Raw genomic sequence first — 25195 nt, 5'->3', positions numbered from 1 at the left:
GCGGGAACAGGCGCGTCGGCCGGGCCGTTATCGGCCCCCGAACGATATGAAAAGGTGTGTTCATGGCAGCCAAGACCCCGCCCAAGAAGGGCCCGTCCGCCAAGCATGGCGACGCCAAGCCGGGCAAGCCGCACCCGCCCAAGGGCAAGTCCCGGCCGGCCAAGGCATCCGAGCACGACCGCACCCGCGTGATCGCGTTGGCGGCGGCGGGTGTCGCGGCGGTGGGATCGTTGGTCGCGGCGACCTTGCTGGCGCGCCGGCCAAAGCCCAACCCGGCCGAACACGCCGCGCCCGACCTGGCCCCCGACGCGCCCGAGCCCGGCACCCACCGTGCGCCCGAGGCCTTCCGACCCGACCCGACCGCCATCCCGACGGCCGAGGAGCGCGAGTCGCTGCGCCCGGCCACCGGCCCAGCGCCCGGTTTCGCGGCGGATCGCGGGTCGTCGATCGGCTGATCCCGCTTTTGAGTTTTTTTATAGAGAAGGAAGCATCAATGACCGTGCGCAAGGCGTCCGCGAAATATGAAGGCTTGGGCAAGTCGGGCAAGGGCCATGTCAGCCTGGGCTCCGGCGTGCTCGACAACCAGCCCTACGGCTTCAACACGCGGTTCGAGAACGAGCCGGGCACCAACCCGGAGGAACTGATCGCGGCGGCCCATGCGAGCTGCTTCACCATGGCGTTGAGTTTCGCGCTGGCGGGTGCCGGCCATGCCGACGGCACGCTCGACACCGATGCCGCCGTCACACTGGAAAAGGATGGCGACGGTTTCAAGGTGACGAAGTCGGCGCTGACGTTGCGCGCCTCGGTGCCGGACATCGACCCCGCCGAATTCGACCGTATCGCCCAGGAGGCCAAGGCCAACTGCCCGATCTCGAAGCTGCTGAATGCCGAGATTTCATTGGACGCGACCTTGATCTAAAGCAACCCGGCGGGGGTCTTGTGCATTGAGCGGCTATCATCACCAAGGAGAGCCTCGATGCGCATGATCCTCGCTGTTGCCGCCGCCGCCAGCCTGCTGGGTGGCTGTTCGGAATATGGCGGTATCGGCATGGATCCGCAGTACCGAAGCTACGGCGCGTACGATTACGACCGGCCCGACCCCTCCTATAATGGCTATTATGCCGATCGTTATTACGTCGATTCGCCGCGCTACCGCGAGCGGCAACTGAGCGCCAACGACCGCGTCTATCGCGGTCAGGATGGCCGTTATTACTGCCGCCGCCCGGACGGCACGACCGGACTGATCGTCGGCGCGGCGGCAGGCGGCATCCTGGGCAACCTGATCGCCTCCGGTGGCTCGCAAACGATCGGCACGCTGCTCGGAGCGGCCGGCGGCGCGCTGGCGGGGCGCGCAATCGAGCGCAATCAGTTCCGCTGTCGCTGAGCCGGCAAAAGGGGGCGGGCCGGCGACGGCCCGGCCGCGATCGTCAAGCCTCAGTGGCATCCAGGAATGCGGCGACCCAGACCAGTGGCGCGTTCCAGTTGATCGCGACCTCGTTCATCGTGAAGGCCCGCCAGTCGTCGACCCAGCAGGTCTGGCCGACGCACCGGCCCTTCATCCGCGACGCGACCGGATCGCTCATCGCCGTGGAATTGGGCCCGCCGGACACCACGCCGGGCGGCGGCGCGGGGTAGCGGGGGTCCGCCGCCCGCGCCCAGAAGCGATGATGCGGCTGGTGCATCGTGCGCTGTCCGAAGCCGGTGACATAGGCGCGATCGAGCGGATTGCGGCCCAGTAGATAATCCACCACATCGATCGCCGCTTCGCGATCCGCCGGGCGACGGTCGATCTGCCAGGCGACGCCGAGCAGCATCGCCCGGTTGAGCAGGGTCGAGTTCGACCCCCATTGATAGGCGGTGCCGGCAAAGGGCAGGGCATAGCCGCTGCGCGCCCGTTCCGCCTGATAGCCGGCCGCCAGCGTGCGGATGGCGGTGCGGGCGCGGTCGCGGATCGACGTGGGCACGGGATCGCCGCTCGTCGCGAGCGTCATGAGTCCGGCCTGATCCAGCCTGCCCCAGCTCAGGTCGCCGCTCGGCCGGTCCAGATAGGGCGAGGCGGCGACGATCGCGGCGAAGCGCGGGTCGCCGGTGGTGGCGAGCAGTTCGGCGGCGGCCCAGAAGCGTTCATCCGACAGGTCCGGATCGCCATAGCCGCCGCTGCCGGCGAAGTCGGAACTGGCGAGGATGGCGGGGTTGCGCTCCGCCGCGGCCCAGGCGCGGAGCGCCGCCGCACGGGCGCGGGCGGCGAAGGCCGGATCGCTGCTTTTCCACGCCCTGGCCGCCTGGGCCGACACCGCCGCCAGGTTGAGCGTCGCGCCCGTCGTCGGCGGATAGAGACGGCGCGCCATCGGGTCATCGGCGGGCGCGGTCGGCAACCCGGTCCAGGCGATGTCCGCGACCTTGCTGTGCGCCATGCCGCCGGCATCGATCCGGTGGAAATCGCTCGCCGGCCGGCCGCCGCCGGTGCGCATCGCGACGGTCAGCCTTTGCCCGTCCGGCACCTGCATCCGGAGCAGGAACTCGACCTCGACCCGCGCCTCGTCGAGCAGGTCGTCGCCGCCATTGCCCCGTTCGGGCAGCGCCAGCCGGCCATCGGCGAAGGCCTGGCCCGCGCCCCAAGGCCCGAGCCGCTGGTGCAGGTCGAGCAATGTCCAGGCGCTGATCCCGCCATTGACGACATATTTGCCGTGGTCGCCAGCGTCGTACCAGCCGCCGGTGACGTCGAGGCTGTAGCTGCAGCCGGGCCAGTCCGCGCCGCGTTCGTCCTTGCCGGCGAAGCAGGTCATGACCTCGCGCGGGTGGCCGGCGGCGCGGGCGAGATCGGGGCGCTGCACGTAAGCGGCCAGGATCGGCACCCCGCTGCGCTGCTGGTAGAAGAAGCTCATGGCATCGGTCGCCAGTCGCCGGAACCGGTGCGGGTGGATCGCGAAAGCATGGCTGCGCCGGTCGCCGACCGCCAGGACGAAGCCGTCGCCCTGACCCCGGAACCGGCTGAAGTCGATGCGCTGGAGCGTTTCGCCCGAGGCGGCGTCGGGACCGAAGGCCAGGGTGCGTCCGCTGGCGACGATCCGGCCGGCGGCATCGCGCAACGTCCAGTCGCGAGCCGCCGCATCGGTGAGCGGCACGACCGCCAGCTTGCGGCCCAGGGGTTCGAAGCCGAGTTGGTCGAGCCGGATCGGCGCGGCGGCCGGTTCGACGGCGGGCGGTGTGTCGGCAGGCGGTTCGGCGGCTGGCGGGGCGGCGGCGACCAGGGCGAGAAGGGGCAGGAAGAGCAGCGGGCGCATGGATGTCCTTATCGGCCGGCCTGGATCAGGATCGCGTCGGACGGCAGCAGATGGGCGAGAAAGGGCAGGATCGCGGCTCCCACGGCGGGTGCGTCCTGCGCCATGGCGGCGGGCAGCACCGGCGCGCGGACCGGCAGTCGCGTGGCGGCCAGCCGTGCGGTCAAGCCCGCCGCCAGCCGCTCGATCAGCGGCATCGGCAGGCGGCCGCCGATCAGGACCGCATCGGGATCGAGCAGGCAGGAGATGGCGATCATCGGCTGGACCAGGGCTTCCACCGAGTCCGCCAGCCACCGGTCGATCACGACCCCGGCGGCGCTTTCCGCCAGCGTCGCCAGCGTCGGCGCCAGGCCGGCCGCCTCCAGCCGGGCGAACAGCGCGGACAGCGACACCGTGTCCTGCACCACCGCCGGCGCGCGATCCGCGGCCAGGTCGGGCATCAGGCCGATCTCGCCCGAGCGGGCATGGGCCCCCCGGTGATAAGTGCGGTCGATCACCAGCCCGCCGCCCAGCCCGGCGCTGACCAGCAGGTAGAAGAAGCTCGGCGCAGCGAAGGCCGCGCCATGCTGCGCCTCGCCTAAAGCGGCGGCGGCGGCATCGTTGTCGACATGGATCGGCCAGGGCAGCAGCGGGGCGAGATGCGCGCCGATGTCGAGCCGCGACCAGCGATCATAGTCGGACGGACGATGCGGCAGGGCAATGCCGCCCAGATCGTCCGGCATGGCGATCCCGACGCCCAGCACCCGGTCGCGGTCGACGCGCGCCGCAGCGATCAGCGGGTCGAGGCTTTCGGTGACGAAGCCGCTCACGTCGTCGGGCGAGGCGAAGGCGATCTCGCGCGTGATGCGGCTGCGCACCGCCCCGATCAGGTCCAGCGTGACCAGCGTCAGGTGATCGCGGTCGATGGCGAGGCCGATCGCAAAGGCCCCGTCGGCATTCGCCTCCAGTTGCAGCGCGGGCTGGCCGCGACTGCCCTGGCGTCGACCGGTGGTATGGACCAGACCCATCGCCGCCAGCCGCCCGGTGATGTTGGCGATGGTGGGGGCGGTCAGTCCCGTCTGCGCGGCGATGGCGACGCGGGTGGTGCCGGGATTGAGCCGAATCGCCTGCAGGACGGTGCGCAGGTTATAATCGCCGGCGCGCGCCAGATTGGTGCCCGACAGGCTGCACGACAGTCGCGCCGCGCGTGCGGCGGTGCCGTCCGTGTCGCGGCGGCGCGAGGCCGTCCTGCCGAAAACCACCACGCTCTCCCATGCTCCCGGCCGCCTGTGGATGCGGCGATTTTGACCGATTATCCTTGCGATCGCCGGACGGGGTCAAGCATCCGACCTTAAATAATCCAATTTGACTTATTCCCATGAGGCGGGGCAGGGGCGGTCGTTCCGCCGTCGGACGGACGGGCGGTCAAACGAGCGGGCAGACGGCCGGGCGGACAGCCGGGCCGATAGGGGAGACGGTGCATGATCCAGATCGGGATCGATTTCGGCGGCACGAAGATCGAGGCGGCGGCGCTGGACGCGGACGGGGCGTTCCTGGCGCGGATGCGGGCGCCCAATCCCGGCGGCTATGAGGATGCGATCGCCACCATCGCCTCGCTGGTCGGCCGGGTCGAGGCGGAACTGGGCGCGCGCGGCACGATCGGCATCGGCGCACCCGGTTCGGTCAGCCCGCGCGACGGGCTGATGCGCAACGCCAATGCCACCTGGCTCAACGGCCGCCGCTTCCGCGAGGATGTCGCCGAGGCGCTGGGACGGCCGGTACGGCTGGCCAACGATGCCAATTGCCTGGCGCTGTCCGAGGTGGTCGACGGCGCTGCGGCGGGCGCTCCTTCCGCCTTCGCGGTGATCGTCGGCACCGGGGTCGGCGGCGGGCTGGTCGTCGATGGCCGGATCGTCGAGGGCGCGAACGGCATGGGCGGTGAATGGGGCCATGTGCCGCTGCCTTGGATGACCGGGGCGGAGGCGCCCGGCCCGCTCTGCTGGTGCGGACGCAACGGCTGTCTCGATATGCTGGTGTCGGGCACGGGCCTGGCCGCCGACTATCGGCGGCGCACCGGCGACCGGCTGGGCGGCGAGGCGATCGTCGCTGCCGCTCGCACCGGCGAGCCGCAGGCCACCGCGACGCTCGACGCCTATATCGACCGGCTGGGCCGGGCCATGGCGATGGTCGCCACCATGATCGATCCCGACGTGTTCGTGCTGGGCGGCGGAATGTCGAATGTCGGCGAACTCTACGACCGCCTGCCGGCTGTCGTGGCGGCCCATGCCTTTGGCGGCGACTGGCAGGCGACCATCGTGCCCGCCCGCTGGGGCGATTCCTCGGGCGTGCGCGGCGCCGCGCGCCTCTGGTCGCGCGAGGAAGCGGCTAGCGCCGGGTCGTGATCCGCGGGGGCGTGGCGAGCGCATGGGCCAGCGCCGCCTCCGCCACCGGCGCCATCGCCGCATAGCCGGCCGCGTTGGGATGTACGCCGTCCGTCGTGAAGGCGGCGCGCATTGCATCGCCATCGTGCAGCACGCTCCAGTAATCGGCGTAGGTCGCGCCGGTCGATCGCGCATAGTCGCGCAGCCAGGCGTTCATCGCCGCGATGGCGGGCGCGGGGGCGATGCCCGGCCGCCATGGGAAGTGATCGGCCGGCGGGACCGAGGCCAGGACCACGCGGATGCCATGCGCCTGCGCCAGCTCGGTCATCGAGCGGATATTGGCCTGGCTCTGCGCCGCCGTCATCCGGCCGGTATTGCCGGCGATGTCGTTGGTGCCGGCCATGATCTGCACCACCGCCGGATGCAGGTCGATCACGTCCTGGCGGAAGCGCAGCAGCATCTGCGGGGTCGTCTGCCCGCTGATCCCGCGCCCGATCCGGCCGGGCGTGAAGAAGCCACCGGCCTTCTCCACCCAGCCCTGGGTGATCGAGTCGCCCAGAAAGACGATGCGCGGCGTGCCGGCCTTGGGGGCGGGCAGCGCGTCATTTTCGGCCTGGTAGCGGCCGAGCCACGCCCAGTCCTCATGCAGCCGCCGTTCGCGTTCCTGGTCGGTCTGGGCGGAGGCGGCGAAGGGCTGGGCGATCATGGTAGCGGCGATCATCAATATGGGGGACAGGCGCATGATCGGGATGGTGCCCGCCGCCCCCGGAAAAGGCAAAAGCCGAATATGCATTTTCGGATCAGGCACCTATGAAGACCTCGAAGACCGAACGAACGGTCGGAAGCGGGAGAGCGTGATGCGTGGCAAGGGGCTTGGAACGACAGCGGCGGCATTGGCGCTGATAGCGGTATCGGGAGCCGGGGCGGCGCAGCGGACGCCTGCGCCCGCCGTCGTCAGCACAGCGCATCCGGCGAGCTGGCCCATGCTCGCCCCGCCGCGCCAGCGCGATCCGAAGCTGGAGGCGCGGATCGACGCCTTGCTGCAGCGCATGTCGATCGAGGACAAGGTCGGCCAGCTCCTCCAGGTCGATATCGCCAGCATCACGCCCAAGGATCTGGAGACGTACAAGCTCGGTTCGGTGCTGAACGGCGGCAATTCCGCGCCCGGTGGCGACGAATATGCGCCGGCGGCCAAGTGGCTGGCGCTGTTCGACCAGTTCTATGACGCGTCGATGAAGCGGTCGGACGGCCGGCCCGCCGTCCCGGTGATCTGGGGCACCGACGCGGTGCACGGCGACAACAATATCGTCGGCGCGACGCTGTTCCCGCACAATATCGGCCTGGGCGCGATGCGCGACCCCGATCTGGTCGAGAAGATAGGCCGCGCCACCGCGCTGGAAACGGCGGCGACCGGCATCGACTGGAGTTTCGCGCCGACCGTGGCGGTGGTGCAGGACGACCGCTGGGGCCGCACCTATGAAAGCTATTCGGAGGACCCGGCGATCGTCGCCTCCTATGCCGGGCGAATGGTGCAGGGCATTCAGGGGCGGCCGGGCCAGGATTTCATGGGCAAGGGCCATGTCATCTCCTCGGTGAAGCATTTCCTGGGCGATGGCGGCACCGGCGGCCGTGACCAGGGCGACACGCGCGTGTCGGAGGAGGTGCTGCGCGACATCCACGCGGCCGGCTACACCACCGCGCTGCCCGCCGGCGCGCTGACGGTAATGCCCAGCTTCTCGAGCTGGAACGGGCAGAAGATGACCGGCAACAAAAGCCTGCTGACCGGCGTGCTGAAGGAGCGCTGGGGCTTTGACGGCTTCACCATCGGCGACTGGAACGCGCATGGCCAGGTGCCCGGCTGCACCAACGAGGATTGCCCGGCGGCGATCAATGCCGGGCTCGACATGTTCATGTATTCGGGGCCGAACTGGAAGCAGCTCTACGCCAACACGCTCGCCGAGGCGAAGGACGGGCGCATCCCGGCCGCGCGGCTGGACGATGCGGTGCGCCGCATCCTGCGCGTGAAGATGCTGGCCGGCACGTTCGAGGCGGGTCGCCCCTCGTCGCGGCCGATGGCCGGCCGGTTCGAGCTGCTCGGCTCGCCCGAACATCGTGCGATCGCCCGGCAGGCGGTGCGCGAGTCGCTGGTGCTGCTGAAGAACGACGGCGCCGTCCTGCCGCTGAAGGCCAGCGCCAACATCCTGGTCGCCGGGCGCGGCGCTGACGCCATCGCGCAGCAGTCGGGTGGCTGGTCGATCACCTGGCAGGGCGCCGACGTGCCCAATTCCGCCTTCCCCAACGGCCAGTCGATCTGGTCCGGCATCGACCAGGCGACCCGCGCGGCGGGCGGCAAGGCGACCCTGTCGGTCGATGGCCGCTACGCCGCCAAGCCCGATGCGGCGATCGTCGTGTTCGGCGAGACGCCCTATGCCGAATTCACCGGCGACCGGCCGACCCTGGAGTACAGCCCCGAGGACAAGAGCGACCTGGCGCTGCTCAAGCGGCTGAAGGCGGCGGGCATCCCCGTCGTGGCGGTGTTCCTGTCAGGCCGGCCGTTATGGGTCAATCCGGAGCTGAACGCGGCCGACGCCTTCGTCGCCGCCTTCCTGCCCGGCACCGAGGGCGGGGGCGTCGCCGACATGCTGCTGGCGGGCAAGGACGGCCGGCCGACGCAGGATTTCCGCGGGCGGCTGAGCTTCTCCTGGCCCAGACGGCTGGATCAATATGTGCTCAACAAGCGCGACGCGAATTACGACCCGTTGTTCCCGATCGGCTACGGCCTGACCTATGCGCAAAAGACCGCGCCGCTCGGCCGGCTGGACGAGAGTCGCCCGGCGGCGGCGGCGGGCGACCGCAACGCGCTGTTCGTGCGAGGCCGGGTCGCGGCGGGCGACCGGCTGGTCAGCGCGGGCCGGGTCAACCAGACCCGTACCGACCGGGCGGCGCAGGAGGACAGCCTGCGCCTCGCCTTTGCGGACGCCGGCACGACGCGGATCGAGGCGACCGCCCCGATGGACCTGACGCGCGAGGCGAACGGGCAGCTCAGCCTGGTGGTCGAGTATCGCGTGGTGGCGAAGCCGGCGGGCGCGGTGACGCTGGCGATGACTGGCGGCAAGACGGCGAGCGTGCCGGTGAATGGCCTGTTCGAGGCGGGGACGGGCGAATGGGGAACCTTCTCCGTGCCGCTCAGCTGCTTCGCGCAGGGCGGGGTGGACATGACCAAGGTGTCTGTGCCCTTCGCCCTGTCCAGCAGCGCCGCGCTGACCATCGACCTGTCGTCGATCCGCATTGCCAGCGCCCCGCCGGGCCCGGTGCGTTGCGGGGCGAAGTGAGGGGTTGAAACCCGCCCCTCGCAGGGGAATGCAGGCCGAAGGCCTGACGGAGGGGTGTCGATGCCGCAGCGTCTGCGCATCGTCGCCACCGGTGACGCCCCTCCACCACCGCTGACGCGGCGGTCCCCCGTCCCGTGCAGGGGGGAATTGGCGACCGTTGCCATGCATACGATTTCACGAACCTCACGGCCCGGACGCCCTGCGGCTATAGCCCGATCCCGGATGATTCGCGGGACAAGCGACGGGAGAGGGTATGAAAAAGGGATATTGGCTGCTGCCGGCCATGGTCGTTGCAGCCCCGGCCATGGCGCAGGTGACGCCCATCGCGGGTGGCGTCGAGGTGCGAGGCGCCACCGCCGCCATGCAGGTGGTGGCGCTCACCCCGGAGACGCTGCGCGTCCGCATCGCCCGCGACGGCCGCTTCCCCGAGGATGCGAGCTGGGCGGTCGACAGCGAGACGCGCAAGCTGCGCGCCGCCGTCAAGCCGGGTGCAAACGGCTTCTCGACCAGCGCGCTGCGTGTCGTGGTCGATCCGCGGACGCTGGCGCTGACCGTCACCGATCGGGCCGGCAAGGTGATCGTCGCCGACGCGGCGCAGCCGGTCGCGTTCGACGGCAAGGGCTTCACGCTGAGAAAGGCGATGCCCCAGGCCGAGCATTATTACGGCCTTGGCGACAAGACCGGCCCGCTCGACCGGCGCGGTGGCAGCTTCGTCGACTGGAACACCGATTCCTATGGCTTCGGCGTCGCCACCGATCCGATCTACAAGTCGATCCCCTTCTTCGTCGCCACCGGCGGGGCGGGGGGCAGTTACGGCCTGTTCCTCGACAATAGCTGGCGGAGCTGGTTCGACTTCGGCCACCGCGACGACGATGTGCTGGCGATGGGCGCACCCGACGGGCCGGTCGACTATTATGTCATCGCCGGGCCAACCACCGCCGAAGTGGTGCGCCGGTACGGCGACCTGACCGGCCGCTCGCCGTTGATGCCGCAATGGGCGCTCGGCTATCAGCAGTCGCGCTACAGCTACATGACCGCAACGGAGACGCGCGCCGTCGCCGACCGGTTGCGGCAGGAGCGCGTGCCGACCGACGTGATCTGGCTCGACATCGACTGGCAGGATCGCAACCGGCCCTTCACCGTCGATACCAAGGCGTTTCCCGACATTGCCGGGCTGGTGCGCGACCTGGGTACGCAGGGGATCAAGCTGGTGACGATTACCGACCTGCACGTCGCCCGCGCGCCCGACCAGGGCTATGCCCCCTATGACAGCGGCGTGGCGGGCGACCAGTTCGTCCATGCCGCCGACGGCAAGACCTATGTCGCGCCGGTCTGGCCAGGCCCCTCGGTCTTCCCCGACTTCACCCGCAAGTCGACGCGCGACTGGTATGGCGGGCTGTTCCGCCAGCAGGTGGACTGGGGCATCGCAGGGGTGTGGAACGACATGAACGAGCCGGCGATCTTCGAGACGCCGACCAAGACCATGCCGCTCGACACTGTCCACCGCATCGACAGCGACGGCTTCGCGCCCCGCACCGCGACCCATGCCGAGGTGCACAATGTCTACGGGATGCAGAACACGCGCGCGACCTATGACGGGTTGCGGTCGCTGCGGCCGAACGAGCGCGCCTTCGTGATGACCCGCGCCAGCTATGCCGGCGGGCAGAAATATGCGGTCACCTGGACCGGCGACAATGTGTCGAGCTGGGACCATCTGAAACTGTCGGTGCAGCAGCTCCTCAATCTGGGTCTGTCCGGCTTCGCCTATAGCGCGGCGGATGTCGGCGGCTTCACCGGCGGCCCCAGCGCCGACCTGCTGACCAAATGGTTCGAGGTCGCCGCCTTCACCCCCGTTTTCCGGGACCATAGCGCCAAGAACACGCCGCGCGCCGAACCCTGGGTCGATGGGCCGGAGCATCTGGCGATCCGCCGTCGCTATGTCGAGGAACGCTATCGGCTGATGCCCTATCTCTATGGGTTGGCGGAATTGAACGCGCGCAGCGGCGACCCGATCATGCGGCCGGTCTTCTACGACTATCCGGCTGCCGCCTCGGCCAGTTGCGACCAGAGCATGGCCTGGACGCTGGGCGGCAAGCTGCTGGTCGCCGGCAATCCCCGGCCGGAGAGCCTGCAAAGCTACAACATCTGCCTGCCGGCGGGCGGCTGGTATGACTATTGGTCGGGGCGGCCGGTGCAGGGCCAGGTGCAGGGCGGCGACGGGCCGGTCCAGTCGGCCAGCCAGGCGACCGGCGCGGCGCGCACCGCCAGCCTGACGCTGATGGAGACGCCGAGGCTCGACCGGATGCCCGTCTTCGTGCGTGCCGGCACCATCCTGCCGCGTCAGCCGCTGGTGCAGAGCACGACGGAGACGCCGCAGGGGCCGCTGGAGCTGCATGTTTATCCGGGGCCGGACTGCGCCGGGGACCTGTATTTCGACGATGGCCACTCGATGGGATTCGCCAGCGGCGACTACCTGCGCCAGCATGTCAGTTGCCGCGTGTCGGGCGACGGCCGGGTAACGATCGATTTCGCCCCGCGCGAAGGGCGCTACGCTCCCTGGTGGACGGCGATGACCGTCATCGTCCATGACCGGGTGCGCGAGGGGCGGGCGACGCTGGGCGGTCGGGTGCAGGCCGCGCGCTTCGATCCGGGCAGCGGCACGGTGGCGGTGACGCTGCCCGACCAGCCGGGCGGCGGCCGGCTGATCGTGACGCGGTGACCGGGGCGGGGCAGGGCGCGCGGCCGTCCAAGCCGCGCCTGGCGCTGTTCGCCTTCGGTGACTTCGCGTTCAACCTCTACTGGCAGAGCGCGCTCCTCTACCTGCTCTTCTACTATACCGAAGCGCTGGGCCTGGGGGTGGAGCGCGCCGCCGCGCTCTATCTCTTGGCGTCGATCTGGGACGGGGTCGCCAACTTTGCGGTTGGCGTGCTGGTCGACCGCTATGGCGACGGTCAACGCTGCCGGTTCGCGATCATGGCTGGCGCGCTGCCGCTGGGGCTGAGCTTCGTGCTCGCCTATGCCCCGCCCCCGGTCGCGGGCGGCGGGGCAAGCCTGTTCATCCTGGCCGGGCATCTGCTGTTCCGCACCGCCTATGCGGCCGTCAACGTGCCCTATCTGGCGCTGTCGGCGCGCGTCAGCCCGGACAGTGACGACCGGGCCTTTGTCGCCGGCCTGCGGATGCTGGCGGGGACGGCCGCGGCGGTGACGGTGGCGCTGGGGACGAGCTGGCTCGGCACCTGGTTGCTGGGCGCCGGGCCCCGCGCCTATTTCGGCGCGGCGCTGCTTTTCGCGGTGCTGGCGACCGCGATCCTGCTGGCGGTGGGGGCGACGACCCGGCTGGCGGTGCCGGAGCCGGCGCCGGGGATGCGGCCATCGATCGGGCGGTGTCTGGCCAGCCTGGCGCGCAACCGTGCCTTCGTCACCTTGTCGGCGGCGATGATGGCGATGATCGCGGCGACCACCATCCTCAACAAGTCCGTCCTCTATTACTTCAAATATGTCTTCGGCAGCGAGGGCGCGGGGCAGGTCGCGCTGGCGGCGATGCTGGCGGTCAGCGCGGCGGCGGTGCCGGTGTGGATGGTGCTGGCGCGCGCCACCGGCACCAGGCGGGCCTGGTTCGTCGCGATCGGCCTGTGCGTCGCGGCGCTGACCGGTTTCGCGATCCTGGGCATCGACCGGATCGCGCCGATGCAGGGCTTCCTGATCTTCATGCAGGCGGCGACCGTGGGGCTGCACTTCGCCTATTGGGCGCTGCTGCCCGACACGATCGACTATGGCGAGCGCACCACCGGCGTCCGGGTCGAGGGCATCGTGTTCGGGCTGGCCGCGCTGCTGCAACGCGTGGCGATCGGGCTGGCGACGGCGATCCTGGGGTTGAGCTTCGGCAAGGCCGGCTATGTCGCCAATGTGGCCCAGTCGTCGGAGACGCTGGCCGACATGCGCTGGACCGTGGCGCTGGTGCCGCTCGGTTTCTTCCTGCTGTCGGGGGCGGTGATGGCCGTCAATCCGTTGCGACCGGGGGAATAGCGGGCTGGAACCTGCGCCGATCCCGATCACTATCAGGGCGTCGCTGGAGGGGTTGGGTTCATGGTCCTGTTGCACATCCTCTGGCCAGGTTTTGCGCTCGTCGCGCTGATGCTGGGGCTCTGGTCCGCGCTGCTCGTGCGGCGGACGCGGGGAATGGGCGGGTTCGAGGCGCCGGGCGCGTTCCTGCCGCCGCTGCTGGTGCTGGCGCTGATCCCGCTGCTGATGCTGGCACGCCAGGCCGGTGTGGCGCAGGTGCTGCTGGCCTGGATCCTCGTGTGCCTGCGCGTCGGCCATGCGCTGGCCTGGCTGCGCGAGGGCGATGGGCGCCGCGTCTGGCGGCTCGACCTGGCGTCGCTCGCCATCGTCGCGGCGATGTGGATCGGTTTCTTGGTCGACTTCGTCCGGGCGGCGCTCGTCTACCAGCGGGCGATCGCGGCGCTGCTCGCCGCCTGACCGCAACCGTCGCCCGGCCGGGACGTTGGCGGCGGCGGAAAGAGGAGCAGCGTATGGCCGATGCCGAGCATGATCAGGTCTGGAAAGAATTCAGCGAGGCGGTCAACATGACCCCGTTCGAGCTGGAGAAGTGGCTCAAGACCGACGAGAGCAAGGAGTCCGGAACGGGCGTCGGCCATGACTCGGGCGAACGCATCGTCGCGATCAAGCACAAGAAGAAGGCAGAGCTGACCGACGACGACTATGCACATATGAAAAAGGTGGTCGGCTATGTGCATCGCCACCTCGCCCAGGGTGGGCCGGACGAGGACAAGGCGCAGTCCGCCTGGCGCTATTCACTGATGAATTGGGGGCATGACCCGCTGAAATAGGCGGGCTTCCGCCCCGGTCGATGCCGGGGCGGGGGGATGGCGATCGCCCTCAGGCGGCGATGTCGTAGGGCTTGATCTCGCCGGCGAGGTAGAGGTTGCGCGCCTTGGCGCGGCTCAGCTTGCCCGAGGAAGTGCGCGGCAGCGTGCGCGGCGGGATCAGTTCGATCACGCAGTTCATGCCGGTGACCGAGCGCACCCGCTCCCGGATCGCGTCGCGCAGCCGGCCCCGCTCGGCATCGTCGCTGCTCCGGCACTGGACCAGCACCGCTGGCGTCTCCTCGCCGCCCGGCGTGGTGATCGCGAAGGCGGCGATGTCGCCGGCCTTGAACCCGGGCAGCTGCTCCACCGCCCATTCGATGTCCTGCGGCCAGTGGTTCTTGCCGTTGACGATGATCATGTCCTTGGCGCGGCCGACGATGTAGATGTAGCCGTCCGACATATAGCCCATGTCGCCGGTATCCAGCCAACCATCGGCCATGCACGCCTCGGTCGCGGCGGGATCGCGGAAATAGCCGACCATCACCGACGGGCCCTTGCACCAGACCTTGCCGATCGCGCGCTCGGGCAGCGGCGTGCCGTCCTCCTCGCGGATCTCGACGGTCATGTCGCGCACCGGCTTGCCGCAGTTGACGATCGCGCGGAAACGCTGGGGCCGGTTGCCGTCGCGGTCGGCGCCCGACAATTCGGTCTCCTCGACCAGTTCGACGCGGATGCCCTCGCCCGGCGGCATCAGCGATACCGCCAGCGTCGCCTCGGCCAGGCCATAGGAGGGCAGGAAGGCGCTGGCCTGGAAGCCGGCATCGGCGAAGGCGTCGACGAACTTCTGCATGACGTCGGGGCGGATCATGTCCGCGCCATTGCCGGCGACGCGCCAGCGCGACAGATCGAAGCGCTCCGACGCCTTGGTCTGCGACGACATGCGGCGCGCGCAAATGTCATAGCCGAAGGTCGGCGAATAGGAGAGGGTGGTCCCCTGGTTGCGGCTGATCAGGTCGAGCCAGGCGAGCGGCCGGCGCGCGAAATCCTCGGTCTTCAGATAATCGGTCGAGACCTGGTTGGCGACCGGCGACAGGAAGCAGCCGACCAGCCCCATGTCGTGATACCAGGGCAGCCAGGACACGCAGCGGTCGGTCGGACCGATCGCCATGCCATGGCTGTGCGCCGCCAGGTTGTTGAGCAGCGCCTCGTGCGTGATCGCGACGCCGTGCGGGAAGCGGGTCGAGCCGCTGGAATATTGCAGATAGGCGATCTCGTCCGCCGTCGCTTGCGGAAGCGCGACGTTGGGCGCGGGCTGTTCGGCGAAGCTGGTCCAGTCGGTTCCCGCGACGCCGCAGGCCTCGGCCGCCGCCTTCGCCATATCGGCGAGCTCGGGCGGGTAGATCAGCATCTTGGGGTTGCAGCTGCCGAGCTGGACGCGCAACTGGTCGATGTACGAGTCGCGGCCGCCGAACGAGGTCGGCAGCGGCAGCGGAACCGGCCAGGCGCCGGCATAGACCACGCCGAAGAACAGCGCGGCGAACTCGGCCGAGGTCTCGGCGACGAGCGCGATCCGGTCCTGGGGAGCGACGCCCGCCGCGATCAGCCGGCGCGCCATGGTCATCGCGTCGTCACGCAATTCTGCAAAAGGATAGGGGCGGACCAGCGTGCCCCGCGCGTCGTGGAAGTTCAGTCCGCGCACGCCCGTGGCGGCATAGTCGAGCGCCTCGCCCAGCGTCGCGAAATTCGCATAGCGACGCGGCAGCGCGTCCTCGGTCGGCGTCGCAATCGGCGCGGACTGGGGGTTGGGAGCGGTCGTCATCTAGGCCAAGGTCCTTCGGGGGCAATTCGTCACGCTATCTCTTCCTTAGGCTATGTGGCACAATCAAGGCGAATGCCGCCAAGAGGGTCCCGAACGCGTACGCCACCGCCGCCGCTCGACGCGGCGGCGCTCGATCGCCTGGCGCTCCGCTATGTCGAGCGGTTCGCCACGACCCGCGGGAAACTGGCCGATTATCTGCGCCGCAAGATTCGCGAGCGGGGCTGGCAGGGCGATCCGGTCGACCCGGCGGCGGTGGCCGAGCGGATGGCGGGGCTGGGCTATGTCGACGATCGCCTCTACGCCGAGAGCAAGGCGGCGGCGCTGACCCGACGGGGGTTCGGCGCGAATCGCGTCGCCGATGCGCTGCGCCAGGCGCGGGTCGACGAAGCCGATGCCGCTCCCGCCCGGAGCATCGCCGCCGAAGGGGAGGGGGCAAGTGCGCTGGCCTTCGCGCGGCGCAAGCGGATCGGTCCCTTCGCCGCCGAACCCCCCGACCCCGCCCGCCGGCAGAAGCAGATCGCCGCAATGGTGCGGGCAGGCCACGGCTTCGCGCTTGCCCGCCGGATCGTCGAGACGCCGCCCGGCGCGCTGCCGGAAATTAACGATCTCGCAACGCTTGTGCATTGCGACGAAGGCGAACCATGGTAGCAAGGCACCGTCAGGGGTGACTTATGCAATTGGACACGCAAGGTGGGAGCGTGCCCGACAGGGGCAACGTAGCGAGTGACGGATCGGCCAGCGCTCCGGTCGAGGATGACGGGGTCGCGATCAGCGGCGTCATCAAATGGTTCGACGTGACGCGCGGGTTCGGCTTCGCCGTGTCCGACGATCCGTCGATCGGAGACGTGCTGGTCCATTTCAGCGTCCTGCAGGCGCATGGCCGCCGCAGCCTGCCCGAGGGGGCGCGGGTCGAGGCGCGGGCGGTGCAGCGCGGGCGCGGCTATCAGGCGCGGGAGGTGCTGGCGATCGACCTGTCCGAGGCGGTGGAGGAGCCCGCCGCGCCGCGGCCGCGCGCGGGCACGGACCGGGTCGATCCGGTCGGGCTGATCGACCGCGCCGGGCCGTTCGAGGCTACAATAGTCAAATGGTTCAACCGGTTGAAGGGCTACGGCTTTCTTGTCCGGGCCAGCGACGGCGCGGATGTCTTCGTGCACATGGAGACGTTGCGGCGCGGCGGCGTGATGATGGTGGAGCCGGACCAGCCGCTGCGCGCGCGCGTGGTCGATGGCCGCAAGGGACCGCTCGCCGTGCTGGTCGAACCGGTCGAGGCGTGATCCGACCTCGTCGGCATCCACGCCACGTGGGGCTGGCGCTGGCGGCGGCGCTGCTCGGCCCGTCGGCCTGTCGCGGGACTACGGGCGCGCAGGAGGCGGGCGCGCAGGAGGACGCCACGCTCGCGACGATCCCCGTCACCATCACGGGTTCGGGCGGCCGTCATGTCTTCCGGGCCGAACTCGCGCGCACGGCGGCGCAGCAGGAGCAGGGGCTGATGTACCGCACCGGCCTCGGCCCGGACTTCGCGATGCTGTTCTCGCCCTATCCGCCGGATGGCGGCCCGCCGGTTCCGACCAGCTTTTGGATGAAGAACACGCCATCGTCGCTGGACATCGTGTTCATCCGGCCCGACGGCACCATCGCCAGAATCGCGGAGAACACCGTGCCGCTCAGCGAAGCGCCGATCTCGTCGGGCGAGCCGGTGGCGGCGGTGCTGGAAGTGCGCGGCGGTCGCATGGGCGAGCTCGGCCTGGGTGAAGGCGACCGGGTGGAGTGGACGCTGCCGGCTTCGGCGCATGCTGGTGGTTGAAGCGGCGGGCTGGGCGCGGTAAGCGCGTGGCATGGGCATCAACCTCAATCCCTTCACCTGGTGGAACGGCGCCTCCTGGGGCACCATGCTTTACGGCCTGCGCGGCAAGGCGCGCGTCGGCGAGGACGAGCTGGGCAACGTCTATTACGAAGGCGGCACGGACACCGCCGGCAATCCGCGCCGCTGGGTGATCTACCAGGGCTCCAACGATGCCAGCCGGGTGCCGCCCGACTGGTTCAGCTGGCTGCACCACCAGATTGACGACGTGCCGTCCAAGGCGCTGCCGCCGATCCGCCCGTGGCAGAAGCCGGCGCTGCCGAACCTGACCGGGACGCCGCTCGCCTATCGTCCGTCGGGCGCGCTGGAAAAGGGCGGCGTTCGCGCCGCTGCCACCGGCGACTATGAAGCTTGGACGCCGGAGGGATGATTCGCTGGATCGCCGCGGCCCTGGTGGCTGTGGCGCTGGCGATTGGCGGCTGGTTCGGCTGGCGCGCCTATCAGGACCGTCGCACGCCCCTGCCTGGCGGTCACCGGATCGAGCAGATCCTGCCCGAATCAACCCGTAGCGACATCGAGACGGTCGACGCCGCCGGCAAGGATGCCGCCGCGTCGGGCGTCACGCCGATGGCGCAGCGGGTGGCGGTGATCGGCCTGCTCAACAAGCGCAACGGCGAGAGCCGCGACGTGACGATGCGGCCGGGCGACGCCAAGCGGACCGGTGACGTGGTGCTGCGTCTGCGAGCCTGCGAGCGCACCGCGCCTTGGGAGCAGGACCAGCTCACCGGCGCGTTCATGCAGGTGGATGTGCGCGGCGCCGACAAGGTCTGGCGGCGGCATTTCTCCGGCTGGCTGTTCAAGGAACGGCCGGCGCTCAACGTCGTCCAGCACCCCGTCTACGATGTCTGGGTCAAGAGTTGCACGATGTCCTTCCCCGAGACGGGCGCGGAGACCGATACCCCGTCGGCGCCGGACAAGCGGTCGAGCGCGCCGAAATCGCCACCGCCGGCTGCCGAGCCGGACGAATCGGCCGGCGAGGATCGTGGCACGTCGCCCAGCGCGGTGCCCAGCAACGCCATATAGTCGGCGCGGTCGATCTCCACCGCGCCCATTGAGGCGAGGTGGGTGGTCTGGAACTGGCAGTCGAGCAGGGTGAAGCCGCCGACGCGCAGCCGCGCGACCAGCCAGGCGAGCGCGACCTTGGACGCGTCGGTCGCGCGGCTGACCATGCTTTCGCCGAAAAAGGCGCGACCCAGCGCCAGGCCGTACAGGCCGCCAACCAGCCGGTCGTCAAGCCAGCATTCGATCGAATGCGCCAGCCCACGCTGGTGCAGGTCCAGGAACACCTGCTCGATCGGATGGCTGATCCAGGTCTCCGGGCGATCCGCCGCGCTTTCGGCGCAGAGCCGGATCATCCGCTCGAACACAGTGTCGGCGGTAACGCGAAACCGGTCCTGCGCGATCGTCTTGCGCAGCGAGCGGGACAGATGGAAGCCGTCCAGCGGCAGGATCGCACGCCGCTTGGGCTCGACCCAATAGCATTGGTCCGCCTCGCGATCGTCCGCCATCGGGAAAACGCCCACCGCGTAGGCGCTGAGCACGAGAAGCGGGTCGAGGCGGTCCATGGTTCGGTCCATGGTGGCGCTATCGACCCGCTCTTTCAAGCATTCGAACCGGATAGCACCCGCCGGAGACGCAAAGCACGAGTGGCAAAAGGCCGGCGGTTCGCACCGCCGGCCCGGACAGGATCGACTCTAGGCCGTCCTCAGACGTGGCAGGACAGACCCTTCTTGCCCGGCGCGGTCAGCGTGACGGTCTTCTCGTCGCCGCTCAGCGTCCAGCCGCCCTCGGCGGTGTAGGGCTTGCCGGCTTCCGGCGCGGTCAGGCGGGTGGCCGTCGCGGTCGACGGTGCGCGGACCAGCACCTGCTTGTCGCCCTGGAAGAAGGTGACGCCGACGAGCGAGCCGTCCGAGCAGCGGAAGGTCTTGTCGGCGCGGATCGCGGGCGGCAGCTCGACCGGCGCGGCGTTGGCGATCTGGTTCGCCATGGGATCGGGGTTGGCATCGATCACTTCCGGCTTGGTCGGCTGCGAGTTGCAGGCGGCGAGAGCCATCAGCGGGGCGGCGAGAAGGGGAAGGAAGCTTTTCATAGCGGCCTGCGCTTCGCCAATGCAGCACGACGCGTCAAGTATTGTTGCGTCGGCAATCGTTATTCCCTCCCGAAGCTGGGCGGCCGGGCCCGAGTCGCTGTTTCGTACGGGATACGACTCGGTGCGGCGGCGGTGGGCGTGCGGCATTAGCCTTGCTTGTCCGCGACAAAGCCGCCCTCGCTTGGCCCGGTCACGTGGGGAGCCTATGGCGCGGCATGGCCATTATTCCTGACACGCTGTCCCTTATCGGCAATACCCCGCTCGTCCGGCTGAAGGGCCCGAGCGAGGCGGCCGGCGGCGAGATCTTCGGCAAGTGCGAATATGCCAATCCCGGCGCGTCGGTGAAGGATCGCGCCGCGCTGGCGATCATCGAGGATGCCGAGGAGCGCGGCGCCCTGCTACCCGGCGGGACCATTGTGGAGGGCACGGCGGGCAATACCGGCATCGGCCTGGCGCTGGTCGCCAATGCCAAGGGCTATCGCACCGTCATCGTCATGCCCGAAACGCAGAGCCGCGAGAAGATGGACACGCTGCGCGCGCTCGGGGCGGAGCTGGTGCTGGTCCCGGCCGCGCCCTATTCGTCGCCGTGCCATTTCGTTCATACCTCGCGCCGGCTGGCGGAGGAGACGCCCGGCGCGGTCTGGGCCAACCAGTTCGACAACATCGCCAACCGGCGTGCGCACATCACCGGCACCGCCGAGGAGATCTGGGCGCAGATGGATGGCCGCATCGATGGCTTCACCTGCGCGGCGGGCACCGGCGGCACGCTCGCCGGGGTCGGCATGGGGCTGAAGGCGCATGACGAGGGCATCCGGATCGCGCTGACCGACCCTCACGGCGCGGCGCTCTACGAATATTATGCCTGTGGCGAGCTGAAGGCGGAAGGCTCGTCGGTGGCGGAGGGGATCGGGCAGGGCCGGATCACCGCCAATCTCGAAGGCGCGCCGGTCGACACGCAGTTCCGCGTCTCGGACGCCGAGGGGTATCACTGGGTGCGCCGGTTGCTGGACGAGGAGGGGCTGTGCCTGGGCCTGTCCTCGGGCATCAACGTGGCTGGCGCCATCCTGCTGGCCAGGCAGATCGGGCCGGGGGCGCGAGTCGCGACGATCCTGTGCGACACCGGGTTCCGCTATCTGTCGACCCTTCACAATCCCGAATGGCGCGCGATCAAGGGATTGGCTTAGGACGGAATTGAGCCATCCGGTCGCGGCGGGTTGAGAATCGCCGCCTGAGACACTAGGTTGCACTGATACGATGAATGGTGCTCCCGAACCCTCGCAGACGGTGCAGCGCGTCAAGGTCGGCATGATCGGCCTGGCGGCGGTCGTCCTGCTCATCGCGCTGGCCAGTGCGATCATCGGCTCGGTGACGCGCGAGCGGCCGGTGCCCGGCGCGGCCCAGGCCAATCTGGTCGCCGAGATCGCCGCCGGCAACAGCGTCGCCGCAGCGCCCGCGACCGGCGAACCGCTCGCCGAGATGGGCGTCGCTCCCTCCACCGCCAACAGCCAGGCCGCCGCGCAATAGCCGCGGCTGGGCGACCCGGTCCGGGTCGATCCGGGGATTTCACGGGAACGTCCGCTCCAGCCAGTCTGGGGCGGGCGTTTTCGCATGGGCTCGGCTGCCAAGCCGGGACCTACGCATTTTCCCGTAGTTCGTCTTATTTCAACGATATGCGGGTAGCTTCCCCGGATTTCCCCAAAAATCCCGTTGCGGCCCCGCGACCGGCTTGGTACGTCGAGTCTCATTCAGGGGCATGCTCACCGCCGATGCGGAAGCACTGGAGAGGGGTGGTGATTCCCCTTTCCGGCGCGGCGGGGTCGTGCGCGCCAGAAGTGCGGAGTTGGCGTGTTGGACAGGGGGCGTTATCAGGGCGATGGCATCGGCCTTGTCGATGACAAGGGGCGGGTAGCCATACCTGCCGCGCTCCGCGCCACGCTCGCCGCCAACGCGCCCAAGGCCGACGGCAAGACCGGCGGCACCGTCATCATCGGCGCCCATCAGAAGAATCGCTGCCTGGTCGCCTACGACCCTGGCTATGTCGACATCCTGGCCGCGCGCCTCGACGCGCGCGAGGCGGCGAACACCGGCCCCGACGGCGAATATGACTATAACATCAAGCGCCGCGCCGCCGCCGGCGAGGCGGTGCCGTTCGACGGCTCCGGCCGCTTCATCATGCCGGCCTTTCCGCGCTTCTATGCCGGGATCGGCGAGCATGCCTTCTTCTACGGCGTGCTCGACTATGTCGAGATCTGGGACCCTAAGACGCTGATCGAGACCGAGGACATGCCACCCGTCGTCAAGGAGATGGCGCGTTTCTACATGATGCAGAAGGGAGTGACGCTGTGAGCGACGCCCCGCACGTCCCCGTTTTGCTCGACGAGGTGATCGCGGCGCTGGCCCCGGCACCCGGCGAGACCATGGTCGACGCGACCTTCGGCGCCGGCGGCTATACGCGGGCGCTGCTGGCACGGGGCGCGAGCGTCATCGCCTTCGACCGCGATCCCGACGCGATCACCGCCGGCCGCGCCGCCGCGATCGACGGGCTGACGCTCGTCCACGCCGATTTCTCGACCATGGAGCGGGCGATCGCCGCGCCGGTCGACGGCGTGACCATGGATATCGGCGTGTCGTCGATGCAGCTCGACCAGGCGGGGCGCGGCTTCTCCTTCCAGGCGGATGGCCCACTCGACATGCGGATGAGCCAGGACGGGATGAGCGCGGCCGACTTCCTCAACACCGCCGAGGAAGAGGCGATCGCCGACGTCATCTATCGCTATGGCGACGAGCCCAAGTCGCGCCGGGTGGCGCGCGCGATCGTCGCGGCGCGGCCCTTGTCGCGCACCGCGGAGCTGGCAGCGGTCGTGCGCCGCGCGCTGGGCCACAAGCCCCACGACAAGAAGGACCCGGCCACCCGGACCTTCCAGGCGATCCGCATCCATGTGAATCGCGAGCTGCACGAGCTGGTCGAGGGACTGGCGGCGGCGGAGCGGCTTCTGAAGCCCGGCGGCCGGCTGGCCGTCGTGACCTTCCACAGCCTGGAGGATCGGCTGGTCAAGCGCTTCCTGCGCGACCGGTCGGGCGGCGCGCCAGCGGGGTCGCGGCACTTGCCGCAAGCGGCGGCGGGCGCGGCACCCAGTTTCGAGGCGGTCGGCCGCGCGGTGCGTGCGGGCGACGAAGAACTGGCGCGCAACCCGCGCGCTCGGTCGGCAACATTGCGGATAGCCAGGCGGACGGCGGCGCCCGCCTGGAATGAGGAGATGAGCGTATGACGGCGGCCTATCGGTTGAAGGGCTTCGCCTGGTTCGGGGTCTCGGTCGCCGTGGTCCTGGGCTTCTACCTCGTGTCGCTGCAGGTGGCGAACGAGCGCAAGAAGCTGGAGCAGGTGAACCGCCGCATCGCCACGGCCGAGCGCGACATCCGCGCGTTGGAGACCGAGTTCGACACGCGCGCCAATCTGGCGCAGCTCGAACGCTGGAACGGCGATACGCTGGCCCTGTCGGCGCCGACCGCGCAGCAGTTCGTCGGCGACGAGGCCGCGCTCGCCGCGATCGACGTCCATGCCGCGCCGGCGCCGGGCGGGGACGGCGCGCCGGTCCGCACCGCCGCGCTGCTCGTCCCATCGGGCGTGCCGCCGCAGCCGGCGATGACGCTGGTCGCCGCCAATGCGCCCGCCCCGGTCGCGCCGGCCGCCGCGGCGCCGGTTCGCGGCACCGTCCGCGCCGCGACCGCCGGCAAGGGCCTTGACGTCGGCCTGGTGCGCACCGCCGCGGTGGCAGCCGCCACGACGGCCGCCGCCAAGGTCAAGCCGGACGCGGTGGCGCTGCTCGACCGCAAGCTGCTCTCCGAGCGGACGCTGGGCGACATCCTGTCGCGCGCGCGCACCGAGGCGAGCGGCAAACGGTGACCGCCCTGGTCGCCCGGACGACGGCGCAGCGCCGCAGCGCCAAGCAGCGCCACCAGCTCGTGGCGACCGCGCATACGCGGTTGATGATGCTGCTGTTCCTGTTCGGCGCGGCGGTGCTGCTGGTGATCGGCCGGCTGGGGATGCTGGCCGCCTTTTCGGGCAGCGAGGCGCGCGCCGCCGTCGCATCGCTGGCGGCGCGCGGCGACATCGTCGACCGCAACGGCGCGCCGCTCGCCCGCACGATCGACGCTTGGACGATCGGCGTCCATCCGAAGAAGATCATGGGCGACCGGATGGAGATCGCCGCGCGCCTTGCCGCGCTGATGCCCGATCGCGGCGACCAGGCCTGGTTCTACGCGCAGCTGACCAAGAACGCCTCCTTCGCCTATCTGCAACGCCGCGCCTCGCCGGCGCTGGTCGAGCAGGTCAATGCCATCGGCGAGCCGGCGCTGGTCTTCGCACGCGAGACGCAGCGCCTCTATCCGCAATCGACCATGGCCGCGCATGCGCTCGGCTTCCTGTCGACCGACGGGCGCGGGATGAGCGGCATGGAGCGCGTGCTCGACGCACGCCTGACCGACCCGACGCTGGCCAAGACGCCGGTCGCCTTGTCGATCGACGCCCGCGTCCAGGCGGCGATGGAAAGTGAACTGGGCCGCGCAATGACCACCTTCTCCGCGCGCGGCGGCGGCGGCATCGTGCTCGACGTCGCGACCGGCGAGGTGATCGCGATGGTGTCGCTGCCCACCTTCAACCCCAATCGGGTCGGCATGGCGGGCAGCGAGGAGCTGCGCAACATCACCACGCAAAGCGTGTTCGAGCTGGGCTCGACCTTCAAGCCGATCACCATGGCGACGGCGATCGACACGGGCGTCGTCACCTCGATGAACCGCCGGTTCGACGCGACGCACCCGCTGAAGGTCGGCGGCTATACGATCCATGACGAGCGCGGCGACCCGAAGCGCTGGCTCAACATGGCCGAGACGCTGATCTATTCCTCCAACATCGCCACCGCCCGCGTCGCCGACGAAGTCGGGCCGCAGCGGATGCAGGCGATGTTCAAGAAGCTCGGCTTCGACACCAAGCCGGATATCGAGCTGCGCGAGAAGGGCCGGCCACTGCTGCCGACCTATTGGGCGCGGACCACGACGATGACCACCGCCTATGGCCATGGCATCGCGGTGACGCCGCTGCATCTGGCCAGCGCCTATGCCGCGCTGGTCAATGGCGGCATCTGGCGCCCGGCGACCCTGCTCAAGGTCGAGCCCGGCCATGCCGCGGTCGGCCGTCGCGTCATCAGCGAGGCGACGAGCGCGCGGATGCGCCAGATGCTGCGATTGATCGTGCTGCGCGGCACGGGCCGCAAGGGCGATGCGCCGGGCTATCGCGTCGGCGGCAAGACGGGTACGGCGGAAGCGGCGGTCGCGGGCGGCTATGACCATAGTCGCAACGTCGCCACCTTCGCCGCGGCCTTCCCGATGGATGCGCCGCGCTATGTCGTCCTGGCGATGCTCGATTCGCCGCTCGGTACCAAGGAGACCTACGGTTGGAAGACCGCTGCCTGGAACACTGCCCCGGTCGTCGGCCGTACGATCGCGCGCGTCGGGTCGATGCTGGGCGTGGTGCCCGACGAGCATCGGGACATCGATGTGTCCGACATCACGCCAACCTTGTGGCAGGACCCATCCGTGAAGACCGCGAGCGGCGGACATTGAGGACC

The 25195-nt window shown here is 69.8% G+C and carries 25 protein-coding genes and 1 pseudogene; 20 read left to right on the top strand and 6 right to left on the bottom strand.

The window, feature by feature from the left end:
- The first annotated feature begins 62 nt into the window (after positions 1–62).
- The 3 genes from GGQ96_RS14470 to GGQ96_RS14460 are packed head-to-tail and all read left to right on the top strand — an operon-like array spanning position 63 to position 1384.
- Complete coding sequence (locus tag GGQ96_RS14470) at positions 63–455, top strand: hypothetical protein (protein WP_184116333.1); 393 nt, start codon at positions 63–65, stop codon at positions 453–455.
- A gap of 38 nt (positions 456–493) precedes the next feature.
- Positions 494–919: an OsmC family protein gene (locus GGQ96_RS14465; RefSeq protein WP_184116012.1), complete on the top strand. Its 426-nt coding sequence runs from the start codon at positions 494–496 to the stop codon at positions 917–919.
- A gap of 57 nt (positions 920–976) precedes the next feature.
- Positions 977–1384, top strand: a complete 408-nt coding sequence (locus GGQ96_RS14460) for a glycine zipper 2TM domain-containing protein (RefSeq protein WP_184116010.1) — start codon at positions 977–979, stop codon at positions 1382–1384.
- 43 nt (positions 1385–1427) lie between these two features.
- Here GGQ96_RS14460 and GGQ96_RS14455 read toward each other — a convergent pair whose 3' ends face one another.
- The gene (locus GGQ96_RS14455; protein WP_184116008.1) at positions 1428–3284 is read right to left on the bottom strand and encodes a glycoside hydrolase family 9 protein; all 1857 of its coding nucleotides are present in this window, start codon (positions 3282–3284) and stop codon (positions 1428–1430) included.
- 8 nt (positions 3285–3292) lie between these two features.
- The gene (locus GGQ96_RS14450) at positions 3293–4522 is read right to left on the bottom strand and encodes an ROK family protein (RefSeq protein WP_184116006.1); all 1230 of its coding nucleotides are present in this window, start codon (positions 4520–4522) and stop codon (positions 3293–3295) included.
- Between the two features lie 219 nt (positions 4523–4741).
- Between GGQ96_RS14450 and GGQ96_RS14445 the strand changes: the two genes are divergently transcribed.
- A complete protein-coding gene (locus GGQ96_RS14445) occupies positions 4742–5662 on the top strand; it encodes an ROK family protein (RefSeq protein ID WP_184116004.1) in 921 nt (306 codons plus the stop codon).
- Here the strand turns inward: GGQ96_RS14445 and GGQ96_RS14440 are convergent.
- Complete coding sequence (locus GGQ96_RS14440) at positions 5646–6434, bottom strand: GDSL-type esterase/lipase family protein (protein ID WP_246360613.1); 789 nt, start codon at positions 6432–6434, stop codon at positions 5646–5648. The genes GGQ96_RS14445 and GGQ96_RS14440 overlap by 17 nt on opposite strands.
- Positions 6435–6498: 64 nt before the next feature.
- On the opposite strand from GGQ96_RS14440, the gene GGQ96_RS14435 reads away from it, so the two are divergent.
- The 5 genes from GGQ96_RS14435 (at position 6499) to GGQ96_RS14415 (ending at position 13823) form a co-directional block, all read left to right on the top strand.
- Complete coding sequence (locus tag GGQ96_RS14435; RefSeq protein WP_184116002.1) at positions 6499–8973, top strand: glycoside hydrolase family 3 protein; 2475 nt, start codon at positions 6499–6501, stop codon at positions 8971–8973.
- 253 nt (positions 8974–9226) lie between these two features.
- Complete coding sequence (locus GGQ96_RS14430) at positions 9227–11692, top strand: glycoside hydrolase family 31 protein (protein ID WP_184116000.1); 2466 nt, start codon at positions 9227–9229, stop codon at positions 11690–11692.
- Entirely contained in the window at positions 11689–12999 is a 1311-nt protein-coding gene (locus GGQ96_RS14425) for an MFS transporter (RefSeq protein WP_184115999.1), read from the top strand. Before GGQ96_RS14430 ends, GGQ96_RS14425 begins: the two co-directional genes overlap by 4 nt.
- A gap of 60 nt (positions 13000–13059) precedes the next feature.
- The gene (locus tag GGQ96_RS14420; RefSeq protein WP_184115997.1) at positions 13060–13452 is read left to right on the top strand and encodes a hypothetical protein; all 393 of its coding nucleotides are present in this window, start codon (positions 13060–13062) and stop codon (positions 13450–13452) included.
- Between the two features lie 53 nt (positions 13453–13505).
- Complete coding sequence (locus tag GGQ96_RS14415) at positions 13506–13823, top strand: DUF3140 domain-containing protein (RefSeq protein WP_184115995.1); 318 nt, start codon at positions 13506–13508, stop codon at positions 13821–13823.
- 49 nt (positions 13824–13872) lie between these two features.
- Here GGQ96_RS14415 and GGQ96_RS14410 read toward each other — a convergent pair whose 3' ends face one another.
- The gene (locus GGQ96_RS14410; RefSeq protein ID WP_184115993.1) at positions 13873–15621 is read right to left on the bottom strand and encodes a fatty acyl-AMP ligase; all 1749 of its coding nucleotides are present in this window, start codon (positions 15619–15621) and stop codon (positions 13873–13875) included.
- A 72-nt stretch (positions 15622–15693) separates the two neighbouring features.
- Here GGQ96_RS14410 and GGQ96_RS14405 point away from each other — a divergent pair, with 72 nt between their 5' ends.
- The 5 genes and pseudogenes from GGQ96_RS14405 to GGQ96_RS21785 all read left to right on the top strand — a co-directional run.
- The gene (locus tag GGQ96_RS14405; protein WP_184115991.1) at positions 15694–16269 is read left to right on the top strand and encodes a regulatory protein RecX; all 576 of its coding nucleotides are present in this window, start codon (positions 15694–15696) and stop codon (positions 16267–16269) included.
- Between the two features lie 50 nt (positions 16270–16319).
- Positions 16320–16895 (top strand): cold-shock protein, encoded by a 576-nt coding sequence (locus GGQ96_RS14400; protein ID WP_343059070.1) that lies wholly within the window; start codon positions 16320–16322, stop codon positions 16893–16895.
- Positions 16892–17425 (top strand): DUF192 domain-containing protein, encoded by a 534-nt coding sequence (locus tag GGQ96_RS14395; protein ID WP_343059069.1) that lies wholly within the window; start codon positions 16892–16894, stop codon positions 17423–17425. The genes GGQ96_RS14400 and GGQ96_RS14395 overlap by 4 nt, the downstream gene beginning before the upstream one ends.
- Positions 17426–17456: 31 nt before the next feature.
- Positions 17457–17852, top strand: a complete 396-nt coding sequence (locus GGQ96_RS14390) for an NADH:ubiquinone oxidoreductase subunit NDUFA12 (RefSeq protein WP_184115988.1) — start codon at positions 17457–17459, stop codon at positions 17850–17852.
- A pseudogene (locus GGQ96_RS21785) lies at positions 17849–18283 on the top strand (DUF2155 domain-containing protein); the annotation flags it as partial. The gene GGQ96_RS14390 and the pseudogene GGQ96_RS21785, both read left to right, overlap by 4 nt.
- A gap of 35 nt (positions 18284–18318) precedes the next feature.
- Here GGQ96_RS21785 and aat read toward each other — a convergent pair.
- Both aat and GGQ96_RS14375 read right to left on the bottom strand, forming a co-directional pair.
- Positions 18319–19047: a leucyl/phenylalanyl-tRNA--protein transferase gene (gene aat, locus GGQ96_RS14380; RefSeq protein WP_184115987.1), complete on the bottom strand. Its 729-nt coding sequence runs from the start codon at positions 19045–19047 to the stop codon at positions 18319–18321.
- 140 nt (positions 19048–19187) lie between these two features.
- Positions 19188–19571, bottom strand: a complete 384-nt coding sequence (locus GGQ96_RS14375; RefSeq protein WP_184115986.1) for a hypothetical protein — start codon at positions 19569–19571, stop codon at positions 19188–19190.
- 215 nt (positions 19572–19786) lie between these two features.
- Here GGQ96_RS14375 and GGQ96_RS14370 point away from each other — a divergent pair, with 215 nt between their 5' ends.
- From GGQ96_RS14370 to GGQ96_RS14345, 6 genes are all read left to right on the top strand, one after another.
- Entirely contained in the window at positions 19787–20755 is a 969-nt protein-coding gene (locus GGQ96_RS14370; RefSeq protein ID WP_184115985.1) for a cysteine synthase A, read from the top strand.
- A 70-nt stretch (positions 20756–20825) separates the two neighbouring features.
- Positions 20826–21095: a hypothetical protein gene (locus GGQ96_RS14365; RefSeq protein ID WP_221239988.1), complete on the top strand. Its 270-nt coding sequence runs from the start codon at positions 20826–20828 to the stop codon at positions 21093–21095.
- Positions 21096–21416: 321 nt separating this feature from the next.
- Entirely contained in the window at positions 21417–21917 is a 501-nt protein-coding gene (locus GGQ96_RS14360; RefSeq protein WP_184115984.1) for a division/cell wall cluster transcriptional repressor MraZ, read from the top strand.
- Complete coding sequence (gene rsmH / locus GGQ96_RS14355; RefSeq protein WP_184115983.1) at positions 21914–22840, top strand: 16S rRNA (cytosine(1402)-N(4))-methyltransferase RsmH; 927 nt, start codon at positions 21914–21916, stop codon at positions 22838–22840. The genes GGQ96_RS14360 and rsmH overlap by 4 nt, the downstream gene beginning before the upstream one ends.
- Positions 22837–23475: a hypothetical protein gene (locus GGQ96_RS14350; RefSeq protein WP_184115982.1), complete on the top strand. Its 639-nt coding sequence runs from the start codon at positions 22837–22839 to the stop codon at positions 23473–23475. The genes rsmH and GGQ96_RS14350 overlap by 4 nt, the downstream gene beginning before the upstream one ends.
- Positions 23472–25190 carry a penicillin-binding transpeptidase domain-containing protein gene (locus GGQ96_RS14345; protein ID WP_184115980.1) on the top strand — a complete coding sequence of 573 codons (1719 nt, stop codon included), beginning with the start codon at positions 23472–23474 and terminating at the stop codon, positions 25188–25190. Before GGQ96_RS14350 ends, GGQ96_RS14345 begins: the two co-directional genes overlap by 4 nt.
- The last annotated feature ends 5 nt before the right edge of the window (positions 25191–25195 follow it).

This window comes from Sphingomonas abaci (assembly GCF_014199625.1).
GTDB classification, from domain to species: Bacteria; Pseudomonadota; Alphaproteobacteria; order Sphingomonadales; family Sphingomonadaceae; genus Sphingomonas; species Sphingomonas abaci.
The sequence above is the reverse complement of the archived record's forward strand: the minus strand, read 5'-3'. Positions and strand labels throughout refer to the sequence as shown.

Bases quoted from the DNA above. Each gene is read 5' to 3' on its own strand.
- GGQ96_RS14470 (WP_184116333.1), top strand. From the start codon at position 63: ATGGCAGCCAAGACCCCGCCCAAGAAGGGCCCGTCCGCCAAGCATGGC.
- GGQ96_RS14465 (WP_184116012.1), top strand. From the start codon at position 494: ATGACCGTGCGCAAGGCGTCCGCGAAATATGAAGGCTTGGGCAAGTCG.
- GGQ96_RS14460 (WP_184116010.1), top strand. From the start codon at position 977: ATGCGCATGATCCTCGCTGTTGCCGCCGCCGCCAGCCTGCTGGGTGGC.
- GGQ96_RS14455 (WP_184116008.1), bottom strand. From the start codon at position 3,284: ATGCGCCCGCTGCTCTTCCTGCCCCTTCTCGCCCTGGTCGCCGCCGCC.
- GGQ96_RS14445 (WP_184116004.1), top strand. From the start codon at position 4,742: ATGATCCAGATCGGGATCGATTTCGGCGGCACGAAGATCGAGGCGGCG.
- GGQ96_RS14440 (WP_246360613.1), bottom strand. From the start codon at position 6,434: ATGCATATTCGGCTTTTGCCTTTTCCGGGGGCGGCGGGCACCATCCCG.
- GGQ96_RS14435 (WP_184116002.1), top strand. From the start codon at position 6,499: ATGCGTGGCAAGGGGCTTGGAACGACAGCGGCGGCATTGGCGCTGATA.
- GGQ96_RS14430 (WP_184116000.1), top strand. From the start codon at position 9,227: ATGAAAAAGGGATATTGGCTGCTGCCGGCCATGGTCGTTGCAGCCCCG.
- GGQ96_RS14420 (WP_184115997.1), top strand. From the start codon at position 13,060: ATGGTCCTGTTGCACATCCTCTGGCCAGGTTTTGCGCTCGTCGCGCTG.
- GGQ96_RS14415 (WP_184115995.1), top strand. From the start codon at position 13,506: ATGGCCGATGCCGAGCATGATCAGGTCTGGAAAGAATTCAGCGAGGCG.
- GGQ96_RS14410 (WP_184115993.1), bottom strand. From the start codon at position 15,621: ATGACGACCGCTCCCAACCCCCAGTCCGCGCCGATTGCGACGCCGACC.
- GGQ96_RS14405 (WP_184115991.1), top strand. From the start codon at position 15,694: ATGCCGCCAAGAGGGTCCCGAACGCGTACGCCACCGCCGCCGCTCGAC.
- GGQ96_RS14390 (WP_184115988.1), top strand. From the start codon at position 17,457: ATGGGCATCAACCTCAATCCCTTCACCTGGTGGAACGGCGCCTCCTGG.
- aat (WP_184115987.1), bottom strand. From the start codon at position 19,047: ATGGACCGCCTCGACCCGCTTCTCGTGCTCAGCGCCTACGCGGTGGGC.
- GGQ96_RS14375 (WP_184115986.1), bottom strand. From the start codon at position 19,571: ATGAAAAGCTTCCTTCCCCTTCTCGCCGCCCCGCTGATGGCTCTCGCC.
- GGQ96_RS14370 (WP_184115985.1), top strand. From the start codon at position 19,787: ATGGCCATTATTCCTGACACGCTGTCCCTTATCGGCAATACCCCGCTC.
- GGQ96_RS14365 (WP_221239988.1), top strand. From the start codon at position 20,826: ATGAATGGTGCTCCCGAACCCTCGCAGACGGTGCAGCGCGTCAAGGTC.
- GGQ96_RS14350 (WP_184115982.1), top strand. From the start codon at position 22,837: ATGACGGCGGCCTATCGGTTGAAGGGCTTCGCCTGGTTCGGGGTCTCG.